Source organism: Sphaerospermopsis sp. FACHB-1094 (assembly GCF_014696195.1).
Classification (GTDB): Bacteria; Cyanobacteriota; Cyanobacteriia; order Cyanobacteriales; family Nostocaceae; genus Sphaerospermopsis; species Sphaerospermopsis kisseleviana.
In genome coordinates this window covers 1-21693 of the sequence record NZ_JACJPT010000020.1, presented here as the reverse complement: position 1 = coordinate 21693, position 21693 = coordinate 1, and the positions used below count along the sequence as shown (strand labels likewise).

Below are 21693 nucleotides of genomic sequence, written 5' to 3'. Positions count from 1 at the left end.
CAATGACCATTGACTATTGATATTTTTTGAGGATAAATAAGTGTTAATAGGTTTTTTGGAAGCTTTATTTAATGGTATTAGTATTGGGGCAGTATTATTAATTGCTGCTTTGGGACTAGCCATTATATTTGGTTTGATGGGCGTGATTAATATGGCCCATGGTGAATTGATGATGTTGGGAGCTTATACGACTTTTGTGGTACAAAATGGCTGCAAACAGTTGGGGGGAGTGTGGTTTGATTCTTATATATTTTTGGCTTTGATGATTGCTTTTCTATTCACTGCTCTTGTGGGGTTAGTGTTAGAACGGGGGGTGATTCGTTATCTGTATGGACGACCTTTAGAAACTCTCCTAGCTACTTGGGGGGTGAGTTTAATTTTTCAACAGTTTGTTCGCAGTGTGAATTGGTTATTAGTAGTTGGCATCTTCCTATTTTGTGTGTTGTTTTTTGGAGGTTTACGGGTTTTAAATGCTCGGAGTAATGGGGGGAAAGTTAGTAAATGGTTTGTAGGATTGTTGTTGTTACTATCTCTGGGTATAACAATAACAATGGGAAATTTATTGAGTGAGCAACAGGTGTTTACTCAACCTTGGTTTGGCGCTCAAAATGTAGATGTGACTGCTCCTGGTTGGTTGCAAAAGGGAATGTCTGTAGGTGGTCTCCAATTACCTTATGCTCGCTTGTTTATTATGGCTTTGACAATAATTTGTGTAGGAGGAATTTATCTATTTTTACAGCGTTCTAACTGGGGATTAAGGATTCGTGCTGTCACCCAAAATCGCAGTATGAGTGCTTGTTTGGGTATCCCTACTCAAAAGGTGGATGCTATCACCTTCGCTCTGGGTTCGGGGTTGGCTGGTGTAGCTGGTTGTGCTATTAGTTTACTCGGTTCTGTAGGACCCAACACCGGACAAAATTATATTATTGATACCTTTATGGTAGTAGTAGTCGGTGGTGTGGGGAATTTAGCAGGAACTATTATGGCGGCTTTGGGAATTGGTACGGCTAATTTCTTAATTGGTTCTGGGACTCTAGCCTTGGTATTATCTCCTCTTCAACCTTTAGCCGATTTGTTGAATTTCTTTGCAACCACAAGTATGGCTAAGGTGTTAGTGTTTGCACTGATTATCGCGTTTTTACAGTGGAAGCCTGGGGGAATTTTTCCCCAGAAAGGTCGTACTGTTGATGTTTAAACCACAAAGGACGCAGAGCATGAGTCAGAAGGGAGGAAGGTTAATTTTAATTGAGATTGGGGCGGTGGTAGCGATCGCACTGATCCTGATTTTAATTATACCAGCAATGCTGTCGGGGTTTCGGTTGAATCTACTGGGGCGGTTTTTGTCCCTGGCTATTGTGGCTTTGGGTCTAGATTTAATCTGGGGTTATACCGGGTTGCTGAGTTTGGGACATGGGATTTTCTTTGGTTTGGGGGGATATGCGATCGCCATGTACCTAAAACTCCAAGTCCCCTCAGGGGAATTACCTGATTTTATGGGGTTGTATGGAGTGAAAGAACTTCCTTGGTTTTGGTATCCTTTCTATTCTTTTCCCGTCGCTACCGTGGCGGTGGTGTTCATTCCCGGCTTACTAGCGGGATTATTAGGATACTTAGTATTTCGTAATCGCCTCAAGGGGGTTTATTTTTCCATATTGACCCAAGCCGCAGTAATTATATTTTTCAACTTCTTTAATGGTCAACAACAACTGTTTAACGGTACTAACGGACTCACAGGTTTTAGAACCTTATTTGGGGTCAATGTCAGTGACTCCCAAACCCAATTCATTTTCTATACCCTGACGGTACTTGTTCTGGCCTTCACCTATGGTATTTGTCGCTGGTTGACAAGTGGACGCTTTGGGCGATTATTAATCGCTATTCGAGATGATGAAAGTCGGGTGCGATTTTCTGGCTATAACCCCACAGAATTTAAAGTTTTAGTGTTTGCGGTATCCGGTGCGATCGCTGGTATAGCAGGAGCATTTTATACACTTCAAAGTGGATCTGTATCACCTCGAACCATGGATATTGGTTTTTCTATTGAAATGGTGATTTGGGTGGCGGTGGGGGGACGCGCTACCTTAACCGGGGCGATAGTCGGTACTTTATTAGTCAATTATGCCCGCACTTTTTTAAGTGAACAATTTGCCGAAATTTGGCTATTTTTTCAAGGCGCACTATTTTTAATAGTCGTCACAGTCTTACCTGACGGTCTCATGGGATGGTTAAAAAAGCAAGAGATTTCTTTTTTCCATCGCCCCCGCCCAATCCCCACATATCCCACCTTAGAAGCAGACCCAGAAGTGCAACATGAACGCGAAAATCTTGGAAACTGAAAACGTCACCGTCAGTTTTGATGGTTTTAAAGCTATCAATCAACTCAACTTTAGTATGGATGCGGGAGAGTTGCGGGTAGTAATTGGTCCCAACGGTGCGGGAAAAACCACCTTTCTGGATGTAATTACCGGGAAAGTACAACCAACAGTTGGGAGAGTTTTATTCAAAGGTAAAAATCTCCGTTCTTTACCTGAACATGAAATCGCCCGCTTAGGAATTGGGCGAAAATTCCAAACACCGCGAATTTACCTCAACTTAACCCCCCGTGAAAACCTAGAAATTACTATTAACCGCCACAAAAATGTATTTTCCACCCTATTTAATCCCCCTCATGCTACGGAAAACAATAGTATTAAAGGCTTATTAGAAACAGTTGGTTTAACCCCTAAAGCAGACATTCCCGCCGGTTTACTTTCCCACGGAGAAAAGCAACGTTTAGAAATTGGGATGTTAGTAGCACAGTCCCCCGACTTATTACTAGTTGATGAACCAGTTGCAGGGTTAACGGACGAAGAAACCTATAATATCGGACAACTACTATTAACACTCGCCCAAAGCCATTCAATTCTAGTCATTGAACACGATATGGAATTTGTGCGCCAAATTGCCAAGACGGTAACAGTATTACATGAAGGTTCCGTACTATGTCAGGGGAGTTTTGAACAAGTCCAAAATGACCCTCGTGTGATCGAAGTATATCTAGGAGAACAGCCAGAATAAAACTGCTGTTTTTTAACCCCGATGGTCTGGAGTTTAGATAAATCATAACCGCTATTGAGAATCAAAAAACTGATGCTAAAAATTTCTCAACTTAACGTTTACTACGGTGAAAGCCATATTTTACGCAACGTAGATTTAAGCGTACCACCAGGGCAAATGATCTGTTTAATTGGACGTAATGGTGTAGGTAAAACCACTCTACTTAAAACAATTATGGGGTTACTCTCACCCCGCAGTGGTACAATTAACTTAAATGGAGAATTAATTAACTCCAAATCTCCAGACCAAAGGGCAAAAATGGGAATTGGTTATGTTCCTCAAGGACGAGAGATCATCCCCCGGTTAACAGTCAGAGAAAATTTACTTCTAGGGTTAGAAGCTAGACAGAAACAATCAAGAAAAGCAGAAATTTCTGAAGAAGTTTTTAGCTTATTTCCGGTGTTGAAAACTATGTTATCCCGGATGGGTGGTGACTTGAGCGGTGGACAACAACAACAGTTAGCGATCGCCCGTGCTTTGATGGGAGAACCACAGTTACTCGTCTTAGATGAACCCACCGAAGGAATACAACCCTCAATCATCCTGGAAATTGAAGCCGCAGTACGTCGCATCGTAGAAACCAAAGGGATTTCTGTGTTATTAGTAGAACAACACTTACACTTTGTCCGTCAGGCTGATTACTATTACGCCATGCAAAAAGGTGGTATTGTCGCCTCTGGTTTCACCACAGAACTGAGTCAGGATGTGATTCAAAAGTTTTTAGCTGTTTAATTTGTTTAATTTTGATTAAGTATTTTACCGTAAAGTCAAATCCTCACTACTAACCCACATTCCGCACTTCGTTTTGTAATCGACAAAAACTACAGGAATTAAGGAGAAAACTATGACACATCCATCTATGATATTAACTAATAATTTTTATGCAGAAGATTATAATTTATGGATTGAAAAAACCGCTTCTTTATTAAAGAATAAGCAGTTTTCAGAATTAGAATTAGAAAATTTAATTGAAGAAGTTGAAAGTATGGGAAGAAGTGAAAAAAATGCTTTAAAAAGTAATTTACGAGTTTTAATTATGCACTTGCTTAAATACAATTTTCAACCTCAAAACAGGTCAAATAGTTGGTTGTATACAATATATGAACATCGTCAAAGATTACAAGATGCGTTTTTAGATAGTCCTAGTTTAAAAGGCTATTATTTAGAAGTTTTGGATAATTGTTATCACCACGCTCGTAAAGAAGCAGCGATTGAAACTGGACTTCCTTTATCTATTTTTCCTGAAGATAATCCTTTTTCCTCTGATGAAATTTTAGATGCTGATTTTTTTCCAGTTTAATCATAATTTCTGTTGTTAAACGATACCTACGGTAAGCTATGCGATCGCACTTCCTCAACCTCCAAAACAGCGAACCGACCAGTCAGCACTTGCGTGATCGCTAAGTTGGATTTACTTGGATTTACTGAGAAATTTTTTATAATTTCTGATATGATATTTATATTTATTCCAACAAATTGGCCATGAAAATAAAAGCAATTATTTGGGAAGAAGATGGTGTATGGTGTGGTTCTGTACCAGCTTTACCAGGATGTCATACCTGGGGTGAAAGTTATGAACATTTATTAGAAATGTTAAAAGATGCTGTTCAAGGTTGGTTAGAAGTTGCTAGTCAGCAAGAAGAAGTTGAACCAGAAAAACAGTTAATTGAGTTATCTTTATGAAATCCGTTTCTGGTAAATCTCTGTGTAAGATTGTTTAACGCTATGGATGGAGTTTGAAAAGGATTACAGGTAGTCATCATATCTATGTTAAGGAAGGTATGAGTGTGATTCTTTCTATCCCTGTTCATGGTAATCGTGATTTACCTACTGGTACACTCAGAAGTATTTTGAAAGATGCTGGTTTGACTGAGGAAGATTTAGATTAATTTTGTTGATCGCACCTCCTCAAGTTCCCAAACATTCTTTTTTATAGATAAATTTATGCTACTATCAAAGATAGTGAAGAACAAATATTTTTATGTTAAATTTAGACAGAATTACATTTGATAGACAAATTATGGCAGGACAAGCTTGTATTCGAGGAATGAGAATACCTGTTTCTTTAGTGGTAAATTTAGTAGCTAATGGTAAACCGATAGAGGAAATTTTAGAAGAATATCCTGATTTAGAAGCTGAAGATATTCGTCAATCTTTACTTTATGCAGCTTGGTTAACTCAAGAAAAAGTTTATTCTATTAGAACTGCGTAGTAATCATATTTTTATTAAGAATTAAAATGAATTTTACTAAGTTCTTGATATACTGATAATATACCAAAATAATAAAATCTAGGATTTTATGATTAACAATCACCAATCCATTACAGATAAATCATCAACGAAACCCCGCAATGATTTATTACTAGAAATTGAACATACTCCAGAAGAATACATACCAGAATTACTACAAATTGTCCGGTTATTTCGTCAAAGTGTGACGATGAAACAGACATCTTTAAAGAACTGGGAAAATGCTATTAATGAAATTAATGAAATTAATGAAAGTGATGCAATTAAAAAAGAAGATAGAAAAAATAATATTAAAAGATTGTTTGAGTCATGGAATGAATCAGATGATCAACAAGAACAACAAGAAAATTTAGAAATTATTGAATCTATGAATAGTATTTCAATTTAAAATAAAATGAGTAAGGTTATTGTTTTAGATTCTGCACCTGTGGGATTAATTACTAATCCTAAAATATATTTTATATCGTAATTTAATTACTCTCACAGAACCAGACTATACAATTTATTTGGCTATTAAAGAAAGTACATATCAAAACTTTTTTACAAGAGATTCAATTAAAGAGATTGTCCAATTAAATCAAATTTTGATCATTGTCGTGAATGTAGAAAAGGAGGAAATATTACAATGGATAAAGTAGAAAAATATCAAATAGCAATTAAACAAGTTCTCACAGAATATCATAATTGGGTTTCTGGTGCAACAAATTTAACTGATGAAAGTTGTTTGGTTTTTGATGATAATAACTATCACTACATTTGGTGTTTTTTGGGTTGGGATGGGAAGAAAAGAACAAATAAAATTCAAGTTAATGTCAGAATTAAAAATGATAAAATTTGGATTGAAGAAGATTGGACTGAGGAAGGAATAGCTAATGAGTTGATGAGGTTAGGTATTTCTAATCTTGATATTGTTTTAGCTTTTCATCCTCCTGATGAAAGGAAATATACTGAATTTGCTATTGCTTAAATATTATAGCGATCGCCTACAATAACCTATGCGATCGCACCTCTCAACCTCACCAAAAGCGATACCTTCGGTAAGCTTCGCTAACGCACCCCCTTCAACTTTCCAAACAGCGATACATTACGGAACGACTTGAAAAATACCAAATTGACGAAAATGATAATCAAATGAAAATGCTTGGATAATATCTAACTTTTCCATGATAACTACAAAAAAGCTGCCAAGTTAGGCGAATATCTTCTTCTGTTAAATAATATATAGTTGCTAATTTACCTGAGAAGAAAGCTTCACCTAAAATAATTGCTCTTTTTGCTTCTCCTCTTGCTCTTAATAAAGTTAATGTTTCATCAATTACATAATCAGTTGTTACTAAAGAATCTGTATTATTAGTTAACCATAAAATAGCGTTTTTATGGTTGGAATCTGAAGGAACAACACTAGCAAACCAAGCACCCATATCTACAAAAATCATAAACTATTGACAATATAAAACTTGATCGTGATCTTTACCATCAAAAGGATCTGTTTTCCCCTCTAAAGGAAGTTCAGCAATCTCTTGCAAAATTTCTAATGTTTTTTTCTGTTGATAATTAGATTCTAGAGGAATGATAATTACTTGTACTTTACTTCCTTCTGCTAGTTTTATCGGTTGTGATAGTCTTAATGTTCCTTGTTCATAAATGGCTTCTACTGGCATATAATTTATCTTGGAATTTGATTATTTAAATTATAGCACTATCTCCTAAATCCCATCATCCTCAAACAGCGATGCTTTTGCTTGGTGCTTCGCTATCGCATCCCCTCAAACCACCCAAAAGCGATACCTTCGGTAAGCTATCTCTACGAGACGCTACGCGAACGCTAACGCACTCCTTCAACTCCCCCAAACATCTATTTTTTAAGCCACTACTTCTATTACTCAACTTATGATATAATAAACAAAATATTAGTTAAAAACAAAGTTAGATAAATTAATATGGAAACGCAAGCAATTCTTCAATCTTTACCAAATCTCAGTATCAATGAAAGGTTACAAATTGCTGAATTTGCTTTACATTTAGTTAATCAACAACAAGAATTTTTAACAAAGGAACAACAAAAACGTCAATTAGTGTTAGCAGCAATTACAGCTATTGAAGATTATGCAAATGATGGTGAATTAGTTGTTTTCTCTGATTTAGATGGAGAAGATTTTTATGAATATCCAGATGAAGATTAAAATAAGTTATTAAAATTATGTATAGAGGTGAAGTTTGGTTAGTTAATTTAGATCCCACTGTAGGAACAGAAATTAGTAAAAAACGTCCTTGTATTATAGTTAATGATGATGCAATTGGGATTTTACCTTTGAAGGTTATTGTTCCAGTTACAGATTGGAAAGAACGGTATTCTATTAGACCTTGGATGGTAAAATTAGAACCATCAACTGAGAATAGTTTGGCAAAAGTTTCTGGTGTTGATACTTTTCAAATTCGTTCGGTTTCGGAAACACGATTAATAAGAAAATTAGGCCAGCTTTCTCAATCGGAAATGCAGATGATTTCTGAAGCATTAGCTGTGGTATTAAGTCTTTCTCTGTAAAATTGCGATCGCACCTCTTCAACCTCACCAAAAGCGATACCTTCGGTAAGCTATCTCTACGAGACGCTACGCGAACGCTAACGCACCCCTTCAACTTCCCAAAAAGTGATCGCCTCCCCTCAACTTCCCAAACAGCGATACCTTCGGTAAGCTATCTCTACGAGACGCTACGCGAACGCTAACGCACTCCCTCCAACTTCCCAAAAAGCGATACCTTCGGTAAGCTATCTCTACGAGACGCTACGCGAACGCTAACGCACCCCCTTCAACTTCCCCAAAAGCGATACCTTCGGTGTTTAAATCTGATATACTTTTAATAGATCAAGTTAATCATAAGTTTTACTTGATATTAATTAACTAGAATCTAAGAATATGAAACAATATAAAACTATACAGCTACAATTGAAACCAGAAATAGAAGATCGTCTGATTACCCAAGCTAATAAACAAGGTTTATCAATTGAATCTTATCTTGAATCTTTAATTGAAGATAGTTTGAAAAATAAAGAGGAAAAATCTTTTTCTCAAGTAACAAATGAGGAAGATTGGGAAACAGCACTAATGAATTTAATCAATAGTCCTGCTTTTGCTGTAGCACCACCACTTTCAGATGCAGCTATTAGTCGAGATAGTATTTATACCAGAGAAGATGAAATGTTATGAAATATCTGGTAGATACTAATATTTTACTGCGTTTAGTACAAAAAAATAGTCCTATGCACCTTGATACTCAAAGGGCAATTGTAACGCTCAAAAAGCAAGGTAATTTTTTATGTATTATTCCCCAAAATATAATTGAATTTTGGGCTGTTGCTACAAGACCTCTGGATAAAAATGGGTTAGGTTTATCTATTACTCAAGCTGAAGAAGAAAGCGAAAAACTTAAAAAGATATTTATATTGGAATTGGACACACCACAAATTTTTACTGAGTGGGAATCTCTTGTGATTAAATATCAAGTGATGGGAAAACAGGTACATGATGCTCGTTTAGTAGCAGCTATTTTAGCTCATAATATCACACATTTATTAACATTTAATGTTGATGATTTTAAGCGGTTTGCAGATATTGTAGTTGTTGATCCGCGTAGTGTTGTTTAATTATATTGAAAGTGCGATCGCACCCCCTCAACTCCCAAACAGCGATACCTTCGGTAAGCTAACGCTAACGCATCCCTTCAACTTCCAAACAGCGATACCTTCGGTAAGCTTCGCTAACGCACTTCCTCCAACTTCCCAAACAGCGATCGCACCTCTCAACCTCACCAAAAGCGATACCTTCGGTAAGCTTCGCTAACGCACTCCTTCAACTTCCCAACATCTCTTTTTAAACGAACCGCAGAGACGCAGAGAACGCAGAGGATAGATCATTTTCGCCAACATCCTTTTTTAACGAACCACGAAGAAGCGAAGAACACGAAGGAAGAGGAGAAGAGAGAGCGATATTTGGAAGTTTCAGATATAGCATACTTATAGGTGAGTAACTACTGCTTTTTTAACAAATACCTGGACAAAAATACCACTATTGCTTATAGTAATAACCTGTACTGTTTATGAGAATAAGGAAATAATTTTGACTACGTTTGCCAGTTACAAAACAACAGCATCTAAGTGGATTACTATATTTGATTCACCGTTCTATCCAGATTACTTAGATGAGGCTAAAATACTTTATGAAAAAGTACAAGTATGCTTTATAGAACTTGTTGATAAAGCACAAACGTCTACAGAATTACTGGAGATGATCTCTAAAGAACGTAATCCTTTACGAAATCAATTACTTAGAGTTTTTCGTAGATACGTCTCTCCAGATACATCTGTAGAAATGACTAAAAAGAAAGGCGATATACCTAATACTATCAGAAACTTTAGTGATAAATTTCGTCCGATAGAGGAAGTTAAACAAAAGTTGCACAGTCGTCCCATACCTGATGAAACTCTCATGGCACTTCTTCTTGAATACAAGACAAAAGGAAAAAAAGGGTATGATTTAACAGAAAGTTTTTTCTTATGGTTTAACGAAAAATTTAGCAAAGATTATTCTATTAAAGGACCGATTCGTGGGGGGAAAGATGTCATGTTACATAAGGCTTTGAATAACTTTCCATCTCAAATTCCTGCGGATATGTTAATCTCTCGCTTAGATGGGACTCCATTAGTAGTTGGATTTGCTCGTTATGACTCCGACAGAGGAGGTTCTCAAGAAGATGATAGAATAGGAGGAAATCGAGATAAAATCACAGAAATTTTGGGTTATGCTAAAACATACAATTTGCCATTAAAAGTATTGATGCTGAATGATGGTCCTGGATTACTTCTAGGTTCTATGTGGAATGATTACGCTAATTTAGAACAATATGGACAAAGTAGAGTAATGGTTTGTACTTTGAAAATGTTAGACGAGAGATTTACACAAAGCTGGTTAGATAGTTAAGTTTACTATTCCAATTTTTGATGATTTGACCAGAAATTAACTCTAAACTTGCTGATTCTTCAATATACAAGTCCAAACCTGTTTTTAAAATTCTATTAACGTCAATTAAGTTTATTTGTTTATATTTACAATTACCATTTTTGCCATTAACAAAATCACCCATTGCTTCACTACCATTAACTAAACGTTTAATTATAGTATCAATAGATAATGGAGAATTATCAATGCCTATCCATTTTCTACCTAATTCTTCAGATACAGCTAGAGTAGTTCCACTTCCTGCAAAAGCATCTAAAACAATATCTCCCGGATTTGATGAAGCCATAATTATCCGTTTCATCATCTCTGGATTTTTCTCCGTTGGATAACCAGTAATTTTAATATTTTGATTGTGAGCGTCTTTAAAATCAAGCCAAATATCTTGAATGGAAATACCCTGACTATTATCTAAATATACTTTTCTTCTAGGATTACCATTTGCAGACCAATATATTTCTCCCCTTGCGTCCATTTCATCTAATGTTTCTGGTGTATATTGCCAATGTTTACCCGGTGGTGGTGACATACCCCTCCAAGGTTGACCTGTTGCTCCTTTTCTTACTCCTGGAGCATGAATAGGAACTTTTTTATATAGTCTTCCTGTTCCTTCTTCCACATATTGATATTCTTTTTTAATCGAGTCTTCTGTCCAAGCGTCAAAAGGTTGATTCCATACATAATTATCTGTTTTTGTATAAAAAAGAATAAAATCGGCAACATTACCATATTGTTTGCGTGTATAGTTTTTAGGATTGCATTTTTTTCTAGTAATCCAATTCCGAAAATTTTTAACTCCAAAAATTTCATCCATGATAATTTTGACAGTACAAGCCATTTTTTCATCTAAATGAACATAAATAGAACCTTCTTCTGAGAGAATTTCTCTAATTAAAATAAGACGTTGACGCAAATATTCTAAATATTCTGCACCTTCGATGAGATCATGATAAGCATGATTGCTATTACGAGACTCAAAACTGCTACCTGTTGCATAAGGTGGATCAATATATACTAAGTTAACTTTTCCGGCAACATTATCATTATTTAATAATGTGCGAAGAACGTTTAAATTATCGCCATATATTAGTTGATTTCTAGGATATCCCTCAACGCTAATTATATGATTTAAGTTAGCCGGCTGAATTTTTAATATATCTTCTATAGGCATTTTTCCTTCATATTCAATTCGGAAAGATGTTGTATTTTGTTTATGATTACGCCCATTTCTACTAGGTATCCCTGTTGCCATTGTGATTAATATCTTCCTCTAATGGATTTTTAACTTCTTTTTCTGCTAGAAACTTATTTAAATCTTGTTGCCTAATACGCCAAATTTTTAACCCGACTTTTACAGCTTTCAGTTGATTTGTTTTTATCCATCTTTGTACAGTTCTTTGGTGAACGCGAAGAAGTTCCGCTACTTCGAGAGTTGTTAAAAATGAATTGTCATTTTCATGATTATTATTATCTTGTCGCATTTGTCGCTAATTTCGCTATAGTCGCAATTGTACCACTAATATTAGTATTTTTGCAAGTGTGATCTTATTGGCGCGGAAGAAACTATAAAAAAACTTGCCCCAGAAGCATCAAACCTCCAAGGCAAGCAAGTTTTTTAAATTCTTCTCTTCGTGTTCTTCGTGTCTTCGTGGTTCGTTTCTCTTAAAGTTGCTTCACCTCACTAACCAACTTAGCCACCATATCCTTAGCACTACCAAACAACATAGTCGTCTTATCCTTATAAAACAACTCATTATCCACACCAGCAAAACCCGCACTCATACCGCGCTTAATCACAATAGTTTGCTTTGCCCGATCAACTTCTAAAATCGGCATTCCATAGATCGGACTATTCGCATCACTACGCGCCGCAGGATTTACCACATCATTAGCACCAATCACTAACGCTACATCAGCTTGTTCAAACTGAGGATTAATGTCTTCCATATCATATAACTGCGTATAGGGTACATTAGCTTCCGCCAATAATACGTTCATGTGTCCCGGCATTCTCCCCGCAACGGGATGTATCGCATATTTCACATCCACACCCATGCGTTCTAGTTGATCTGCCAACTCCCGGACGCTATGCTGTGCTTGAGCAACTGCCATCCCATAACCTGGTACAATCACCACAGAACGGGCATAACCTAACATCATCGCCCCTTCTTCAGGATCTATACTGCGAACAGTTTGATTACTTGTACCCGCAACACCTCCACCACTGGCAGTAGTTACAGAACCAAAAGCACTAAATAACACACTGAATAACGACCGGTTCATGGCCTTACACATGATTTCGGTAAGGATGATACCCGAAGCACCCACCAAAGCACCGGCGATGATTAACATATTGTTCATCACCACAAAACCCGCAGCCGCAGCAGCAACACCTGATAAAGAGTTTAACAGCGAAATTACAACGGGCATATCACCGCCACCAATGGGTAATACAAACATTACCCCCAACACCAAGGAAACCGCCACCACTGCTAAAAACACGGGTAAACTATCCGGTGACATGATTAAATAAGCACTTCCAGCCAGATATGTACCTAAAAGCAAGAGGTTAACAGGTTGTTGCAAAGGAAAGGTAATAGGAGTACCACTAACCAAACCTTGCAACTTAGCAAAAGCAAGAAAACTACCGGTTAACGTCACACCACCGATCAACACATCCAATAACATAGAGATGTTGACAGCGAGTGTGATAGGTTGAGAACTATCTAATAACCGCCAGAACTCTGCCACAGCGATAAGTGCGGAAGATGCACCACCCAAACCGTTAAGTAAACCTACCATTTGGGGCATTTCCGTCATTTGCACTTTGTAAGCTGCCACAGCCCCAATAATAGAACCAATGACTAAACCCACTAAGATCATCTCGTAATTTAATACGTGCTGATCTAATAAAGTGGCAACCACAGCTAATAACATTCCCACCGCAGCAATCACATTACCATTACGTGCAGTTGCAGGAGAACCGAGCTTTTTTAAACCAAAGATAAATAAAGATGCAGCTACTAAATAAGTTAGCTGAATCCCAGTAGGGATAAAAGTATTCATGCTTTAACATCCTTCTTTTTAAACATTTGCAGCATTCTGTCTGTAACCAAAAAACCACCGACAACGTTAACCATTGCCAATATCACCGCAATTAAACCGAGAATTACTGATAAATTGGTGTTTCTTTCCCCCGCAGCGAGAATTGCACCTATTACCGAAATGCCAGAGATAGCATTAGAACCCGACATCAAAGGAGTGTGAAGAGTCGGGGGAACTTTGTTAATGACTTCAAAGCCGATAAAAGAAGCCAAAACAAGCACAAATAAAGCCGCTAGTAAAGTTTCATTCATGTTAATTTAAGATGTTAAATTGTTAGCTCACGCAGAGGCGCAGAGGGAATTTAGAGAACAAACGGAAAATCTCTCTCTAACACTCTTTCCTACCCTTCGGGAACACCTTCGGTGAACGTGTACTTTGCGTTCTTTGCGGTTCGTTCCTAAAAAATCCTCAAAACTAAACCACAACAGCTTGCAAAGCATCCTTCACCCGTTGATTTCTAATTTCACCACCATAAGTAACACAAGCAGCATCAACAATATCATCGGCAAAATTAACCTGTAACATTTTATCTTTAATCAATAACTGCATTAATGCAGTAATATTTTTAGAGTACAATTGACTAGCGTGTACAGGCATGGATGAAGGTAAATTAATTGGTCCAATAATTGTTACACCGTTCCAAACAATATCCTTACCCGGTGCGGTACAAGCACAGTTTCCACCCTGTTCTGCTGCTAAGTCTACTATTACAGAACCGGGTTTCATGGCTTTTACCATCTCTTCTGTAACTAGGATGGGTGCTTTTCTGCCTGGTACTTGGGCGGTGGTAATGACTACATCGGAATTTTTGACGTGTTCAGCAACTAATTCTTGGGTGCGTTTTTTGCTGTCTTCCGATATTTCCTTTGCGTAACCACCTGCTGCTGTAGTTTCTTCTTCGAGTTTAACTTCGACGAATTTCGCCCCTAAGCTTTGTACTTCTTCTTTGACGGCTGGACGAATATCAAAGGCTTCTACTACTGCTCCTAGTCTTCTTGCAGTGGCGATCGCCTGTAAACCTGCTACACCTGCACCCATAATAAATACTTTAGCAGGTGCGATCGTACCCGCAGCAGTGGTTAACATCGGAAAATATTTTGGTAATGCTGCTGCTGCCAAAAGTACGGTTTTATACCCTGCTAGTGATGCTTGGGAAGATAAAGCATCCATGCTTTGCGCTCTGGTAGTACGGGGGATTAATTCCATACTTAAAGCTGTAATTTGCCGTTGTGCTAATTTTTGCGCTATTTGGGGATTTCCTAATGGGTTGAGAAAGCTGATTAAAACAGATCCAGTTTTGAGTAAGTCTATTTCAGAACGTCCATCTTCTCTTTCTTGGGGTGGACTGACTTTTAACATTATGTCTGCTTCACCCCATAATGTAGCAGGATCACTAATTATTTTCGCTCCTGCTGCTTCATAGTCAGCGTCAGTAAAAAATGCTTTTTCTCCCGCACCAGTTTCTACATAAATTTCTAATCCTTGTTTGATTAATTTGGCTACAATGTCAGGAATTAATGATACCCGACGTTCACAAACTTCTATTTCTTTAGCTACTGCTATTTTCATGCAATCTCCTAGAGATAAATACTTAATATTTGTTAGCTATTTTTAGCTATTTATTGATGTACGTCTTTAATAAACTGATACAACTAATGCAACATGAACCATGAACTTTGTCTTGAACCCTTGTGTAAAGCATTTTTGCTATTGGCAAATATGATCTAGATGGTTCTCAACTGTTGTGGTTACTGCACATCTTATGTGCATTTTTTGATGTTATATCTATGTCTTCAGATTATTTTCGGGATTGTGCAATTTAATTTCTACTTTCTGCCATACTTAAATTGGGTAAGTTTGATATTTTCTACTTAACTGCACGATTTTGTCAGGATTCAGAATATACAAAGGTTGAGTCTCAACAATTGATTGATTGTAATTTAAGGAGCGATCGGCAAAAACTTTTTTCAACTTTTATCAAAAAAATGTTATTTTACTCAACATCTCTATACAATCTGCAACACAAACAAAGAAAAACTTTACACCCCACATCCCACACCATAGGATTAAGCCTTATTTTTGCCTGATTGTCACATCTTCAGAGTAAAAATGTACTTTTGGCACTTTTATTTTCATTTTTCGTCTATGATTAAGTATAAAGTAGTAAAGTTTAGTTAAGAATACTAACAAGACTGTTACTGAAGATTACAGAGAACTCAGAAATAATATTTATTTAGAGGAAGCCTAACTATGCGACGTTTACTTTCTGCTTTAGCTGTAACTGGTTGTTTATTAACGACTTTTCCGGCTGTCAGTTTGGCACAACAAGGTTTTACACTATTTAGCGGTGTTAAGGGAGAAAATCAACTACCCTTCCGTTTAGATTTTGGTGGACAAACCAACGCCACGGATAGATATATACTCAGACTACCCGCCACAAAAATGAAATTGGCAGTTGCCCAATTTGCCATTACTTACCCTGATTATTACAAAGGCAGTTTTGATCCAAAAGCAGTTGAAGTCAGAGTCAAAGAAAAAGGTGTTCCTTTAAGTGAAGTTAAATGGAATAAAGAAGGACGGATAATAGAGATATTTCCCGAAGAACCAGTACCAGCAGGTAGTAAAGTTGAGTTAGTGCTATCCAACGTGCAAAATCCTGCCTTTGGGGGAATGTTCCATTTTAACTGTCAAGTCCTCTCCCCTGGAGATGTACCAATGTTGCGCTACTTAGGTACTTGGCTCATCAGCATCAATTAACAAGGGAACAGGTAACAGGTAACAGGTAACAGGTAACAGGTAACAGGTAACAGGTAGCAAATTATTTGTATTTTCCCAATCACCAGTCCCCAATCACCAGTCACCAATCACTAGAAACTGTATCCAGAAATATACTCTTATTGCCTGTAAAGTGGTAAGATAACAGATTGTGACTTTTTATGAAAATCGCCTAAGAGGACAAAGAAATGCAAAGAACATTGGGTGGAACTTGTCGGAAGAGAAAGAGAACCTCTGGTTTTCGTGCTAGAATGCAAAGCCCAACTGGCAGAAGAGTAATTAGAGCCAGAAGAAAAAAAGGTCGTCATCGTTTAAGCGTTTAGGCATCCAGCAAATAGAGAAGCTGTGGCTTTGCCCAAAGCATATAGATTAAAATCCCGCAAGGATTTCCAGGCGGTTTTCCGGGAAGGAATTCGGTGTCATAGCTCTCATTTCACTTTGAGAGCTTTAAAACCGTCACGTCCACAAGAAACTTCTAGTGATAATGACGCTGCTACCATAAAATTAACTAAATGTCAAGATTTAGCTAGTACAAAAATTGGCGTTTCCATTAGCACCAAAGTCAGTAAAAGAGCAGTAGTTCGCAATCGGATTAAACGGCAAATTACAGCCGCATTGTCTCAAATATTGCCTAAGTTATCACCTGGATGGCGATTGGTAGTGATTGTCAAGCCAAAGACAGCAGAATCTGAGTGCGTAAGCCAACAATTTCTGCAAGAATTAGAGCAGTTGTTGGTAAAAGCAGAGGTAATAAATGGGTATTCGTGAAGAAGTTTATTATGAAGGTGGTCCCCATATTGGAGATTTGATTCTCAATTTATTGATTGGGCTAACGGTTGTGGGTTTACCATTAACTATTGGAGCGATAGTTAGAGCGTTATGGTTACGTTTTAAAATCACTGATCGGCGAGTTGCTGTGATGGGTGGTTGGATGGGACGCGATCGCACTGACGTAATTTATTCAGAAATAGTCAAAGTGGTAAAAGTTCCCCGTGCCATAGGTTTATGGGGAGATATGGTACTTACCCTGAAAAACGGTAGTCGGTTAGAAATACGGGCTATTCCCAATTTTCGGGAAACTTATGATTATATAAGTGAGAAAGTCGCCGCTAAAAATCCCCAATATACTGATGCTCAAAAGTAGGCAGGAGGCAGGAGGCAGGAGGCAGGAGTCAGGAGTCAGGAGTCAGGATAAAGAAGGTAAATATTTCTTCCCAGTCCCCAGTCCCCAGTCACCAATCCCCAGTCCCCAGTCCCCATTGTGCGGCTATCCGTAGCCAATGATAGTCGCTAATAAATCACGATTTAGATAAATTAGATTCAGTTCAGTTTACAGTACCTTGGGTTGGATTTAGAATAATGGATTTTGGTATCGGGTTTCTCTCGAACAACGTAATGCTGCCAATCATAGACTTTTTCTATGGTTTTTTTCCTAGCTATGGATTGGCGATCGTTGCTTTAACATTAATCATTCGGTTTGCACTCTATCCCCTGAGTGCAGGTTCTATTCGCAGTATGCGCCGAATGCGAATAGTGCAACCTCTCATGCAAAAGCGGATGGCGGAAGTTAAAGAACGCTATAAAGACGATCCGCAAAAGCAGCAAGAGGAAATGGTGAATGTTCAGAAAGAGTTTGGCAACCCCTTAGCTGGATGTTTGCCCCTGCTGTTACAGATGCCAGTTTTACTAGCACTGTTTGCAACTTTGCGGGGTTCACCATTTGCAGGTGTGAACTACTCCGTTAACTTGCAAATCTTTCCATCCGAACAAATAGAACGCATTCAACCCCAAGCCTTTGCAACTCCTCCCCAAAACATCTACATTGCTGATGGGGATCACACAAAAATTACCGCTATTCTTCCCGGTGGTAATAAGTTAGCGGTGGGAGAAAACACAAAGATCCAATATCAAACATTGGAGGGCAAACCCTTTGAGGCTCTGTTAGCAGAACATCCAGAAACTAAATTAACTCCTGAATGGAAAATAACCAAAGGAGAAGATAGAGTTAAAATTGATGCCGAAGGCAACATAGAAGCCTTACAACCTGGAGATGTGACAATACAAGGCACAATTCCCGGACTGGCAGCAGATAAAGGATTTCTGTTTATTGATGCTTTAGGTAGGGTAGGGGCAATAGATCCAGATGGTGTAGTTCACTGGGATATTGTCGGCATGATAGTCTTCTTTGGCATCAGCTTGTATTTTAGCCAAATGCTGTCTGGGCAAAATTCCAGTGGTGGTAATCCACAACAGGATACAGTTAATAAAATTACACCTGTGATCTTTTCGGGAATGTTTTTGTTCTTCCCGCTACCTGCTGGTGTATTAATGTACATGGTAATTGGTAACGTTTTCCAAACCCTGCAAACCTACATTCTTTCCCGCGAACCTCTACCAGAGGAACTGCAAAAAATTGTAGCTATCCAGGAAAAGGAACAACAAGCGGCAACTGTAGAGGTTAAAGCTTTGCCCTTTGAACCAAAAAGTTCTAAGAAAAAGGCTACAGGCTAATTATGAGTGAAATTTCTATGCAGCGTGGTGAACAATGGTTAACACAATTGCTGCAACTTACTGGAATCTCTACTAATGTTAAGGGTAATTTAGGGGCTGCTCCTACTCTGGGGGCAGTTTCTCAAGAACCTGATAGCTATTGGTTGACTATTGATGAATCGAATTTGATGCCAGAACAAATCAAAGTTTTGATTGGTGCTGGTGGTTCAGTGTTAGATGCTATGCAGTATCTAGCTAATTCGGTACTAAATTTGCATCAGCCAGAACATGAGCAGACATCTTATACCATTGAGTTGAATGGCTACCGTGTCAGACGACAAGCGGAAATAACTGCTTTAGCTAGAACTGCGGCTCAAGAAGTGCGTTTTTCTGGACGAGAAGTGGAAATTAGATCCCTCAGTTCAGCGGAAAGGCGACAAGTTCACAGCTTTTTAAAGGAATTTCCTGATTTGGAAACCTTTAGCCGTGGTAAAGAACCCCATCGTAATTTAGTAGTTCGTCCTGCGACTGAACCACCAACAGATCCTGGCTATTAAAGCTAAAATCAAAGATAAGTATTCAGCTATCAGCAGTCAGCAGTCAGCTTTTTAAAGCTTGCGCCTAAACTCCCTATTTTGATAATCTACCAATTTATCAAACATTCTTACTCCTGAACGGCAGTTGCTTTATGCCGGGGAACCCGTCCACCGCACTGCCTCCTCCTGACTCCTGAATTCCTATATCAGCTATCAGCAATTTTGCTGATCATTAACCATAATTTTTTGTGAGGATATCTCACTCATCATAATGGACGCTATTTTTATTCCGCAGCTAACCAAAGCCCCGGAACGGACAGAGGAAATTCAAGTTAACGAGTCTCTGCCTGGACTGGAAACTTTAACCCCTGTGCGTGGAACTATCCGCGTCCAGCATCAGGGTAATTATTTAGAAGTTTCTGGTCAGGCAGAATCAATTATTACTTGTACCTGTAACCGCTGTTTGCAGCAATATAATCAACGTTTGGCTGTTAATACTAAAGAAATTATTTGGTTAGATGCTAATGCTAATCAAGTTGAAGACTTGCCTTTAGAAAGGGAAGTTGCTATGGAAGATTTAGTAGAAACGCTTTCACCTGATGGTTATTTTTATCCTAGTGAATGGCTGTATGAGCAAATGTGTTTAGCTATTCCTCAACGTCAATTGTGCGATCGCAATTGTCCGGGTATTTTAGATAATACTGCTGCTGGTGGTGCTGAAAAGCAGGTTGATAGACGTTGGTCTGCTTTGGAAAGTTTGAAAAAACAACTTCCTGAATAATGGTCTATATAGGGGTTGCTGAGAAAGTCTTTCCGTGAGGGCATAGGAGTCAGGAGTCAGGAGTCAGGAGGAGATTTGAAAATTTCTTTGCCATCTCTTGAAATCCCAAAAAATGCACACTTTTTCCGGTATACCCTTCAAAACCCTTGCACTAATTTCTGTGTTTATCAGCCTCTAACCTTTGATATATCAAGGTTTTAGGTTTATTCAGCAAACCCTATATACTTTTGCCTTGCCTTTTACAGCTATTTTCAGGTAAATAAACCACATTTTGATTTAGGTTTCGCGTCAACAATGTAGGGGCGTTCGCGAAGCGTGCTGGAAGCATCAGCATTCGGACAATTAATTATCGGTTTTTACCTAAGACTATCATCTGAATGCTTCGCCCTTACTGTGGTCTAAAGACATGAAAACTGCTGCAAATTACCAGGCGATCGCCCTATTTCATCCTCATAACTTCTCACATATTTATTTCCCACTTTTAACGCCACTAATTTTTAACACATCCCTCATAGTTGCACAATAATTAGGCAAATCAAAACTCGCGGGATTGATAGCATGAGAATAGGTAAAATGCCGATAATTCATACAAAATCTATCCCATGCAGCCATTTGAATCCTAAATATTTTAATAATCACATTCGCTAAACCCAAAGATAACGGAATGCGGAAATAAATCTTTTTATTCAGATACTCACAAACTTCTTCAATTGCTTGATTTACTGTTAACCCAGATTGCCCTAAAACAAATCTTCTCGGATCTCCTGCTTGTGGTGGATAATCAATTAAATATTGTATAACTGTGGCAATATCTTGACCATGAATAAAGTGAAAACTACCATCAGCTTGTAAAAAGCGAATGATATTAATATATTTAGTAACTTCAGGAATACCTGAAGTTAAATGAGAATAGGGTTTTTGATCATCTCCCCCTAAAACCAATGTAGGAAACACGGTAGTAATTTTTGGGAAAATTTCTAAATGTTCAATTTTATGTAAACAATCATATTTAGAACTAATATAATCTGTGCCGATTTCTCCTGCTTCTTTTAAAGGTTGATTTTCATGATTTAAAACACTAGCAGTTGAAAAATAAATTACCTGTTGACATCTTTCTGGGTTTAACAGGTTCATTAATTCTATGGTTTTGTTGACATTAATATCAAAAATGTTATCTCCACCCCAAGAAGTGGCGGTTAAAACTGCGGTGTCTATGGTTTTTAATAAGTTGGAAAAATTACTAATTTCCTGCATATCACCTTGTAAAATGGTGATTCCTGGACGTACTTGAGCGTTAATTTGTAGTTTGTTGGGGTTTCTGACTAATAAATATAATTCGTGTTCTGTGTTTTTTATTAATGTTTCGCTGATATAATGACCGATACAGCCGCTTGCACCTGTGATTAAAATACGTTGTTTAGTCATTGATGTTGGGTTTTTGGGGATTTTTGATAACGGTGTATGATTATAGCATGATTTGAGCAGATAGATCCCCGACTTCTTTAAGAAGTCGGGGATCTGAGGTTTTGAGAGATTTTGCCTAGGTTTTGATTAATTAGGGTAAAATTATAACAGTGTGTTGGTTTTGAGTCTATGCGTCAATGTCTTAATCCTGACTGTCTTTTTCTTAATCCTGATAATTTTC

Annotated in this window: 33 protein-coding genes; 25 read left to right on the top strand and 8 right to left on the bottom strand. The window is 37.8% G+C overall.

Features of this window, described 5'->3' with window-relative positions; translation table 11 throughout:
• The first annotated feature begins 40 nt into the window (after positions 1-40).
• The 11 genes from H6F47_RS08875 (at position 41) to H6F47_RS08825 (ending at position 6314) form a co-directional block, all read left to right on the top strand.
• On the top strand, positions 41-1195 hold the full coding sequence (locus H6F47_RS08875; protein ID WP_137668117.1) for a branched-chain amino acid ABC transporter permease: 1155 nt from the start codon (positions 41-43) through the stop codon (positions 1193-1195).
• 19 nt (positions 1196-1214) lie between these two features.
• On the top strand, positions 1215-2336 hold the full coding sequence (gene urtC / locus H6F47_RS08870) for an urea ABC transporter permease subunit UrtC (protein WP_137668116.1): 1122 nt from the start codon (positions 1215-1217) through the stop codon (positions 2334-2336).
• Complete coding sequence (gene urtD, locus H6F47_RS08865) at positions 2311-3057, top strand: urea ABC transporter ATP-binding protein UrtD (protein ID WP_096569247.1); 747 nt, start codon at positions 2311-2313, stop codon at positions 3055-3057. Before urtC ends, urtD begins: the two co-directional genes overlap by 26 nt.
• Positions 3058-3129: 72 nt before the next feature.
• Entirely contained in the window at positions 3130-3828 is a 699-nt protein-coding gene (gene urtE, locus H6F47_RS08860; protein WP_096569244.1) for an urea ABC transporter ATP-binding subunit UrtE, read from the top strand.
• Between the two features lie 112 nt (positions 3829-3940).
• Positions 3941-4396 (top strand): DUF29 domain-containing protein, encoded by a 456-nt coding sequence (locus H6F47_RS08855; RefSeq protein WP_137667956.1) that lies wholly within the window; start codon positions 3941-3943, stop codon positions 4394-4396.
• Between the two features lie 182 nt (positions 4397-4578).
• Positions 4579-4779, top strand: a complete 201-nt coding sequence (locus H6F47_RS08850) for a type II toxin-antitoxin system HicB family antitoxin (RefSeq protein ID WP_096569238.1) — start codon at positions 4579-4581, stop codon at positions 4777-4779.
• A gap of 53 nt (positions 4780-4832) precedes the next feature.
• Positions 4833-4985 carry a type II toxin-antitoxin system HicA family toxin gene (locus H6F47_RS08845; protein ID WP_241993511.1) on the top strand — a complete coding sequence of 51 codons (153 nt, stop codon included), beginning with the start codon at positions 4833-4835 and terminating at the stop codon, positions 4983-4985.
• Positions 4986-5077: 92 nt separating this feature from the next.
• Positions 5078-5308: a DUF433 domain-containing protein gene (locus tag H6F47_RS08840; protein WP_137667957.1), complete on the top strand. Its 231-nt coding sequence runs from the start codon at positions 5078-5080 to the stop codon at positions 5306-5308.
• A gap of 88 nt (positions 5309-5396) precedes the next feature.
• Positions 5397-5735: a hypothetical protein gene (locus H6F47_RS08835; RefSeq protein WP_190648649.1), complete on the top strand. Its 339-nt coding sequence runs from the start codon at positions 5397-5399 to the stop codon at positions 5733-5735.
• Positions 5736-5790: 55 nt separating this feature from the next.
• Positions 5791-5985 carry an element excision factor XisH family protein gene (locus tag H6F47_RS08830; RefSeq protein ID WP_190648697.1) on the top strand — a complete coding sequence of 65 codons (195 nt, stop codon included), beginning with the start codon at positions 5791-5793 and terminating at the stop codon, positions 5983-5985.
• Positions 5973-6314: a XisI protein gene (locus tag H6F47_RS08825; protein WP_137667962.1), complete on the top strand. Its 342-nt coding sequence runs from the start codon at positions 5973-5975 to the stop codon at positions 6312-6314. Before H6F47_RS08830 ends, H6F47_RS08825 begins: the two co-directional genes overlap by 13 nt.
• A 160-nt stretch (positions 6315-6474) precedes the next feature.
• Here H6F47_RS08825 and H6F47_RS08820 read toward each other — a convergent pair whose 3' ends face one another.
• The gene (locus H6F47_RS08820; protein ID WP_199291105.1) at positions 6475-6783 is read right to left on the bottom strand and encodes a DNA-binding protein; all 309 of its coding nucleotides are present in this window, start codon (positions 6781-6783) and stop codon (positions 6475-6477) included.
• Positions 6784-6786: 3 nt separating this feature from the next.
• Positions 6787-7008: an antitoxin family protein gene (locus tag H6F47_RS08815; RefSeq protein WP_096668005.1), complete on the bottom strand. Its 222-nt coding sequence runs from the start codon at positions 7006-7008 to the stop codon at positions 6787-6789.
• A 279-nt stretch (positions 7009-7287) separates the two neighbouring features.
• Here H6F47_RS08815 and H6F47_RS08810 point away from each other — a divergent pair, with 279 nt between their 5' ends.
• From H6F47_RS08810 to H6F47_RS08785, 6 genes are all read left to right on the top strand, one after another.
• Entirely contained in the window at positions 7288-7530 is a 243-nt protein-coding gene (locus tag H6F47_RS08810; protein ID WP_137667963.1) for a hypothetical protein, read from the top strand.
• A gap of 17 nt (positions 7531-7547) precedes the next feature.
• Complete coding sequence (locus H6F47_RS08805) at positions 7548-7892, top strand: type II toxin-antitoxin system PemK/MazF family toxin (RefSeq protein WP_137667964.1); 345 nt, start codon at positions 7548-7550, stop codon at positions 7890-7892.
• Between the two features lie 372 nt (positions 7893-8264).
• Entirely contained in the window at positions 8265-8555 is a 291-nt protein-coding gene (locus tag H6F47_RS08800) for a hypothetical protein (protein WP_190648646.1), read from the top strand.
• On the top strand, positions 8552-8992 hold the full coding sequence (locus tag H6F47_RS08795) for a PIN domain-containing protein (RefSeq protein WP_190348353.1): 441 nt from the start codon (positions 8552-8554) through the stop codon (positions 8990-8992). The genes H6F47_RS08800 and H6F47_RS08795 overlap by 4 nt, the downstream gene beginning before the upstream one ends.
• Entirely contained in the window at positions 8982-9188 is a 207-nt protein-coding gene (locus tag H6F47_RS08790; protein ID WP_206755141.1) for a hypothetical protein, read from the top strand. The genes H6F47_RS08795 and H6F47_RS08790 overlap by 11 nt, the downstream gene beginning before the upstream one ends.
• Positions 9189-9632: 444 nt before the next feature.
• Positions 9633-10325, top strand: coding sequence for a hypothetical protein (locus tag H6F47_RS08785; RefSeq protein WP_242027363.1), 693 nt, complete (start codon positions 9633-9635; stop codon positions 10323-10325).
• Here H6F47_RS08785 and H6F47_RS08780 read toward each other — a convergent pair.
• The 5 genes from H6F47_RS08780 to H6F47_RS08760 all read right to left on the bottom strand — a co-directional run bounded on the left by H6F47_RS08780 (position 10300) and on the right by H6F47_RS08760 (position 15035).
• Entirely contained in the window at positions 10300-11613 is a 1314-nt protein-coding gene (locus tag H6F47_RS08780) for a site-specific DNA-methyltransferase (protein WP_187040000.1), read from the bottom strand. The genes H6F47_RS08785 and H6F47_RS08780 overlap by 26 nt on opposite strands.
• Entirely contained in the window at positions 11594-11842 is a 249-nt protein-coding gene (locus H6F47_RS08775) for a helix-turn-helix domain-containing protein (protein WP_137667968.1), read from the bottom strand. The genes H6F47_RS08780 and H6F47_RS08775 overlap by 20 nt, the downstream gene beginning before the upstream one ends.
• Positions 11843-12023: 181 nt before the next feature.
• Complete coding sequence (locus H6F47_RS08770) at positions 12024-13427, bottom strand: NAD(P)(+) transhydrogenase (Re/Si-specific) subunit beta (RefSeq protein ID WP_190648638.1); 1404 nt, start codon at positions 13425-13427, stop codon at positions 12024-12026.
• Entirely contained in the window at positions 13424-13717 is a 294-nt protein-coding gene (locus H6F47_RS08765) for an NAD(P) transhydrogenase subunit alpha (protein WP_096569218.1), read from the bottom strand. Before H6F47_RS08765 ends, H6F47_RS08770 begins: the two co-directional genes overlap by 4 nt.
• 163 nt (positions 13718-13880) lie before the next feature.
• Entirely contained in the window at positions 13881-15035 is a 1155-nt protein-coding gene (locus tag H6F47_RS08760) for a Re/Si-specific NAD(P)(+) transhydrogenase subunit alpha (protein WP_190648635.1), read from the bottom strand.
• A 681-nt stretch (positions 15036-15716) separates the two neighbouring features.
• Here H6F47_RS08760 and H6F47_RS08755 point away from each other — a divergent pair.
• The 8 genes from H6F47_RS08755 to H6F47_RS08720 all read left to right on the top strand — a co-directional run bounded on the left by H6F47_RS08755 (position 15717) and on the right by H6F47_RS08720 (position 20048).
• Positions 15717-16223, top strand: a complete 507-nt coding sequence (locus H6F47_RS08755) for a DUF2808 domain-containing protein (RefSeq protein WP_190648633.1) — start codon at positions 15717-15719, stop codon at positions 16221-16223.
• A 206-nt stretch (positions 16224-16429) separates the two neighbouring features.
• On the top strand, positions 16430-16564 hold the full coding sequence (rpmH, locus tag H6F47_RS08750; RefSeq protein ID WP_096569209.1) for a 50S ribosomal protein L34: 135 nt from the start codon (positions 16430-16432) through the stop codon (positions 16562-16564).
• Between the two features lie 22 nt (positions 16565-16586).
• Positions 16587-17009, top strand: a complete 423-nt coding sequence (gene rnpA, locus H6F47_RS08745) for a ribonuclease P protein component (RefSeq protein WP_137667972.1) — start codon at positions 16587-16589, stop codon at positions 17007-17009.
• Positions 16996-17385: a PH domain-containing protein gene (locus H6F47_RS08740; RefSeq protein WP_190348356.1), complete on the top strand. Its 390-nt coding sequence runs from the start codon at positions 16996-16998 to the stop codon at positions 17383-17385. Before rnpA ends, H6F47_RS08740 begins: the two co-directional genes overlap by 14 nt.
• The gene (locus H6F47_RS08735; protein ID WP_190348357.1) at positions 17372-17518 is read left to right on the top strand and encodes a hypothetical protein; all 147 of its coding nucleotides are present in this window, start codon (positions 17372-17374) and stop codon (positions 17516-17518) included. The genes H6F47_RS08740 and H6F47_RS08735 overlap by 14 nt, the downstream gene beginning before the upstream one ends.
• Before the next feature lie 82 nt (positions 17519-17600).
• Complete coding sequence (yidC, locus tag H6F47_RS08730) at positions 17601-18752, top strand: membrane protein insertase YidC (RefSeq protein ID WP_096569200.1); 1152 nt, start codon at positions 17601-17603, stop codon at positions 18750-18752.
• 2 nt (positions 18753-18754) lie between these two features.
• Positions 18755-19288 (top strand): R3H domain-containing nucleic acid-binding protein, encoded by a 534-nt coding sequence (locus tag H6F47_RS08725; protein ID WP_190348358.1) that lies wholly within the window; start codon positions 18755-18757, stop codon positions 19286-19288.
• A gap of 250 nt (positions 19289-19538) precedes the next feature.
• Positions 19539-20048 carry a DUF177 domain-containing protein gene (locus H6F47_RS08720; RefSeq protein WP_137667974.1) on the top strand — a complete coding sequence of 170 codons (510 nt, stop codon included), beginning with the start codon at positions 19539-19541 and terminating at the stop codon, positions 20046-20048.
• A 468-nt stretch (positions 20049-20516) separates the two neighbouring features.
• Here H6F47_RS08720 and H6F47_RS08715 read toward each other — a convergent pair whose 3' ends face one another.
• Positions 20517-21473 (bottom strand): NAD(P)-dependent oxidoreductase, encoded by a 957-nt coding sequence (locus H6F47_RS08715; protein WP_190648630.1) that lies wholly within the window; start codon positions 21471-21473, stop codon positions 20517-20519.
• Between the last annotated feature and the right edge of the window lie 220 nt (positions 21474-21693).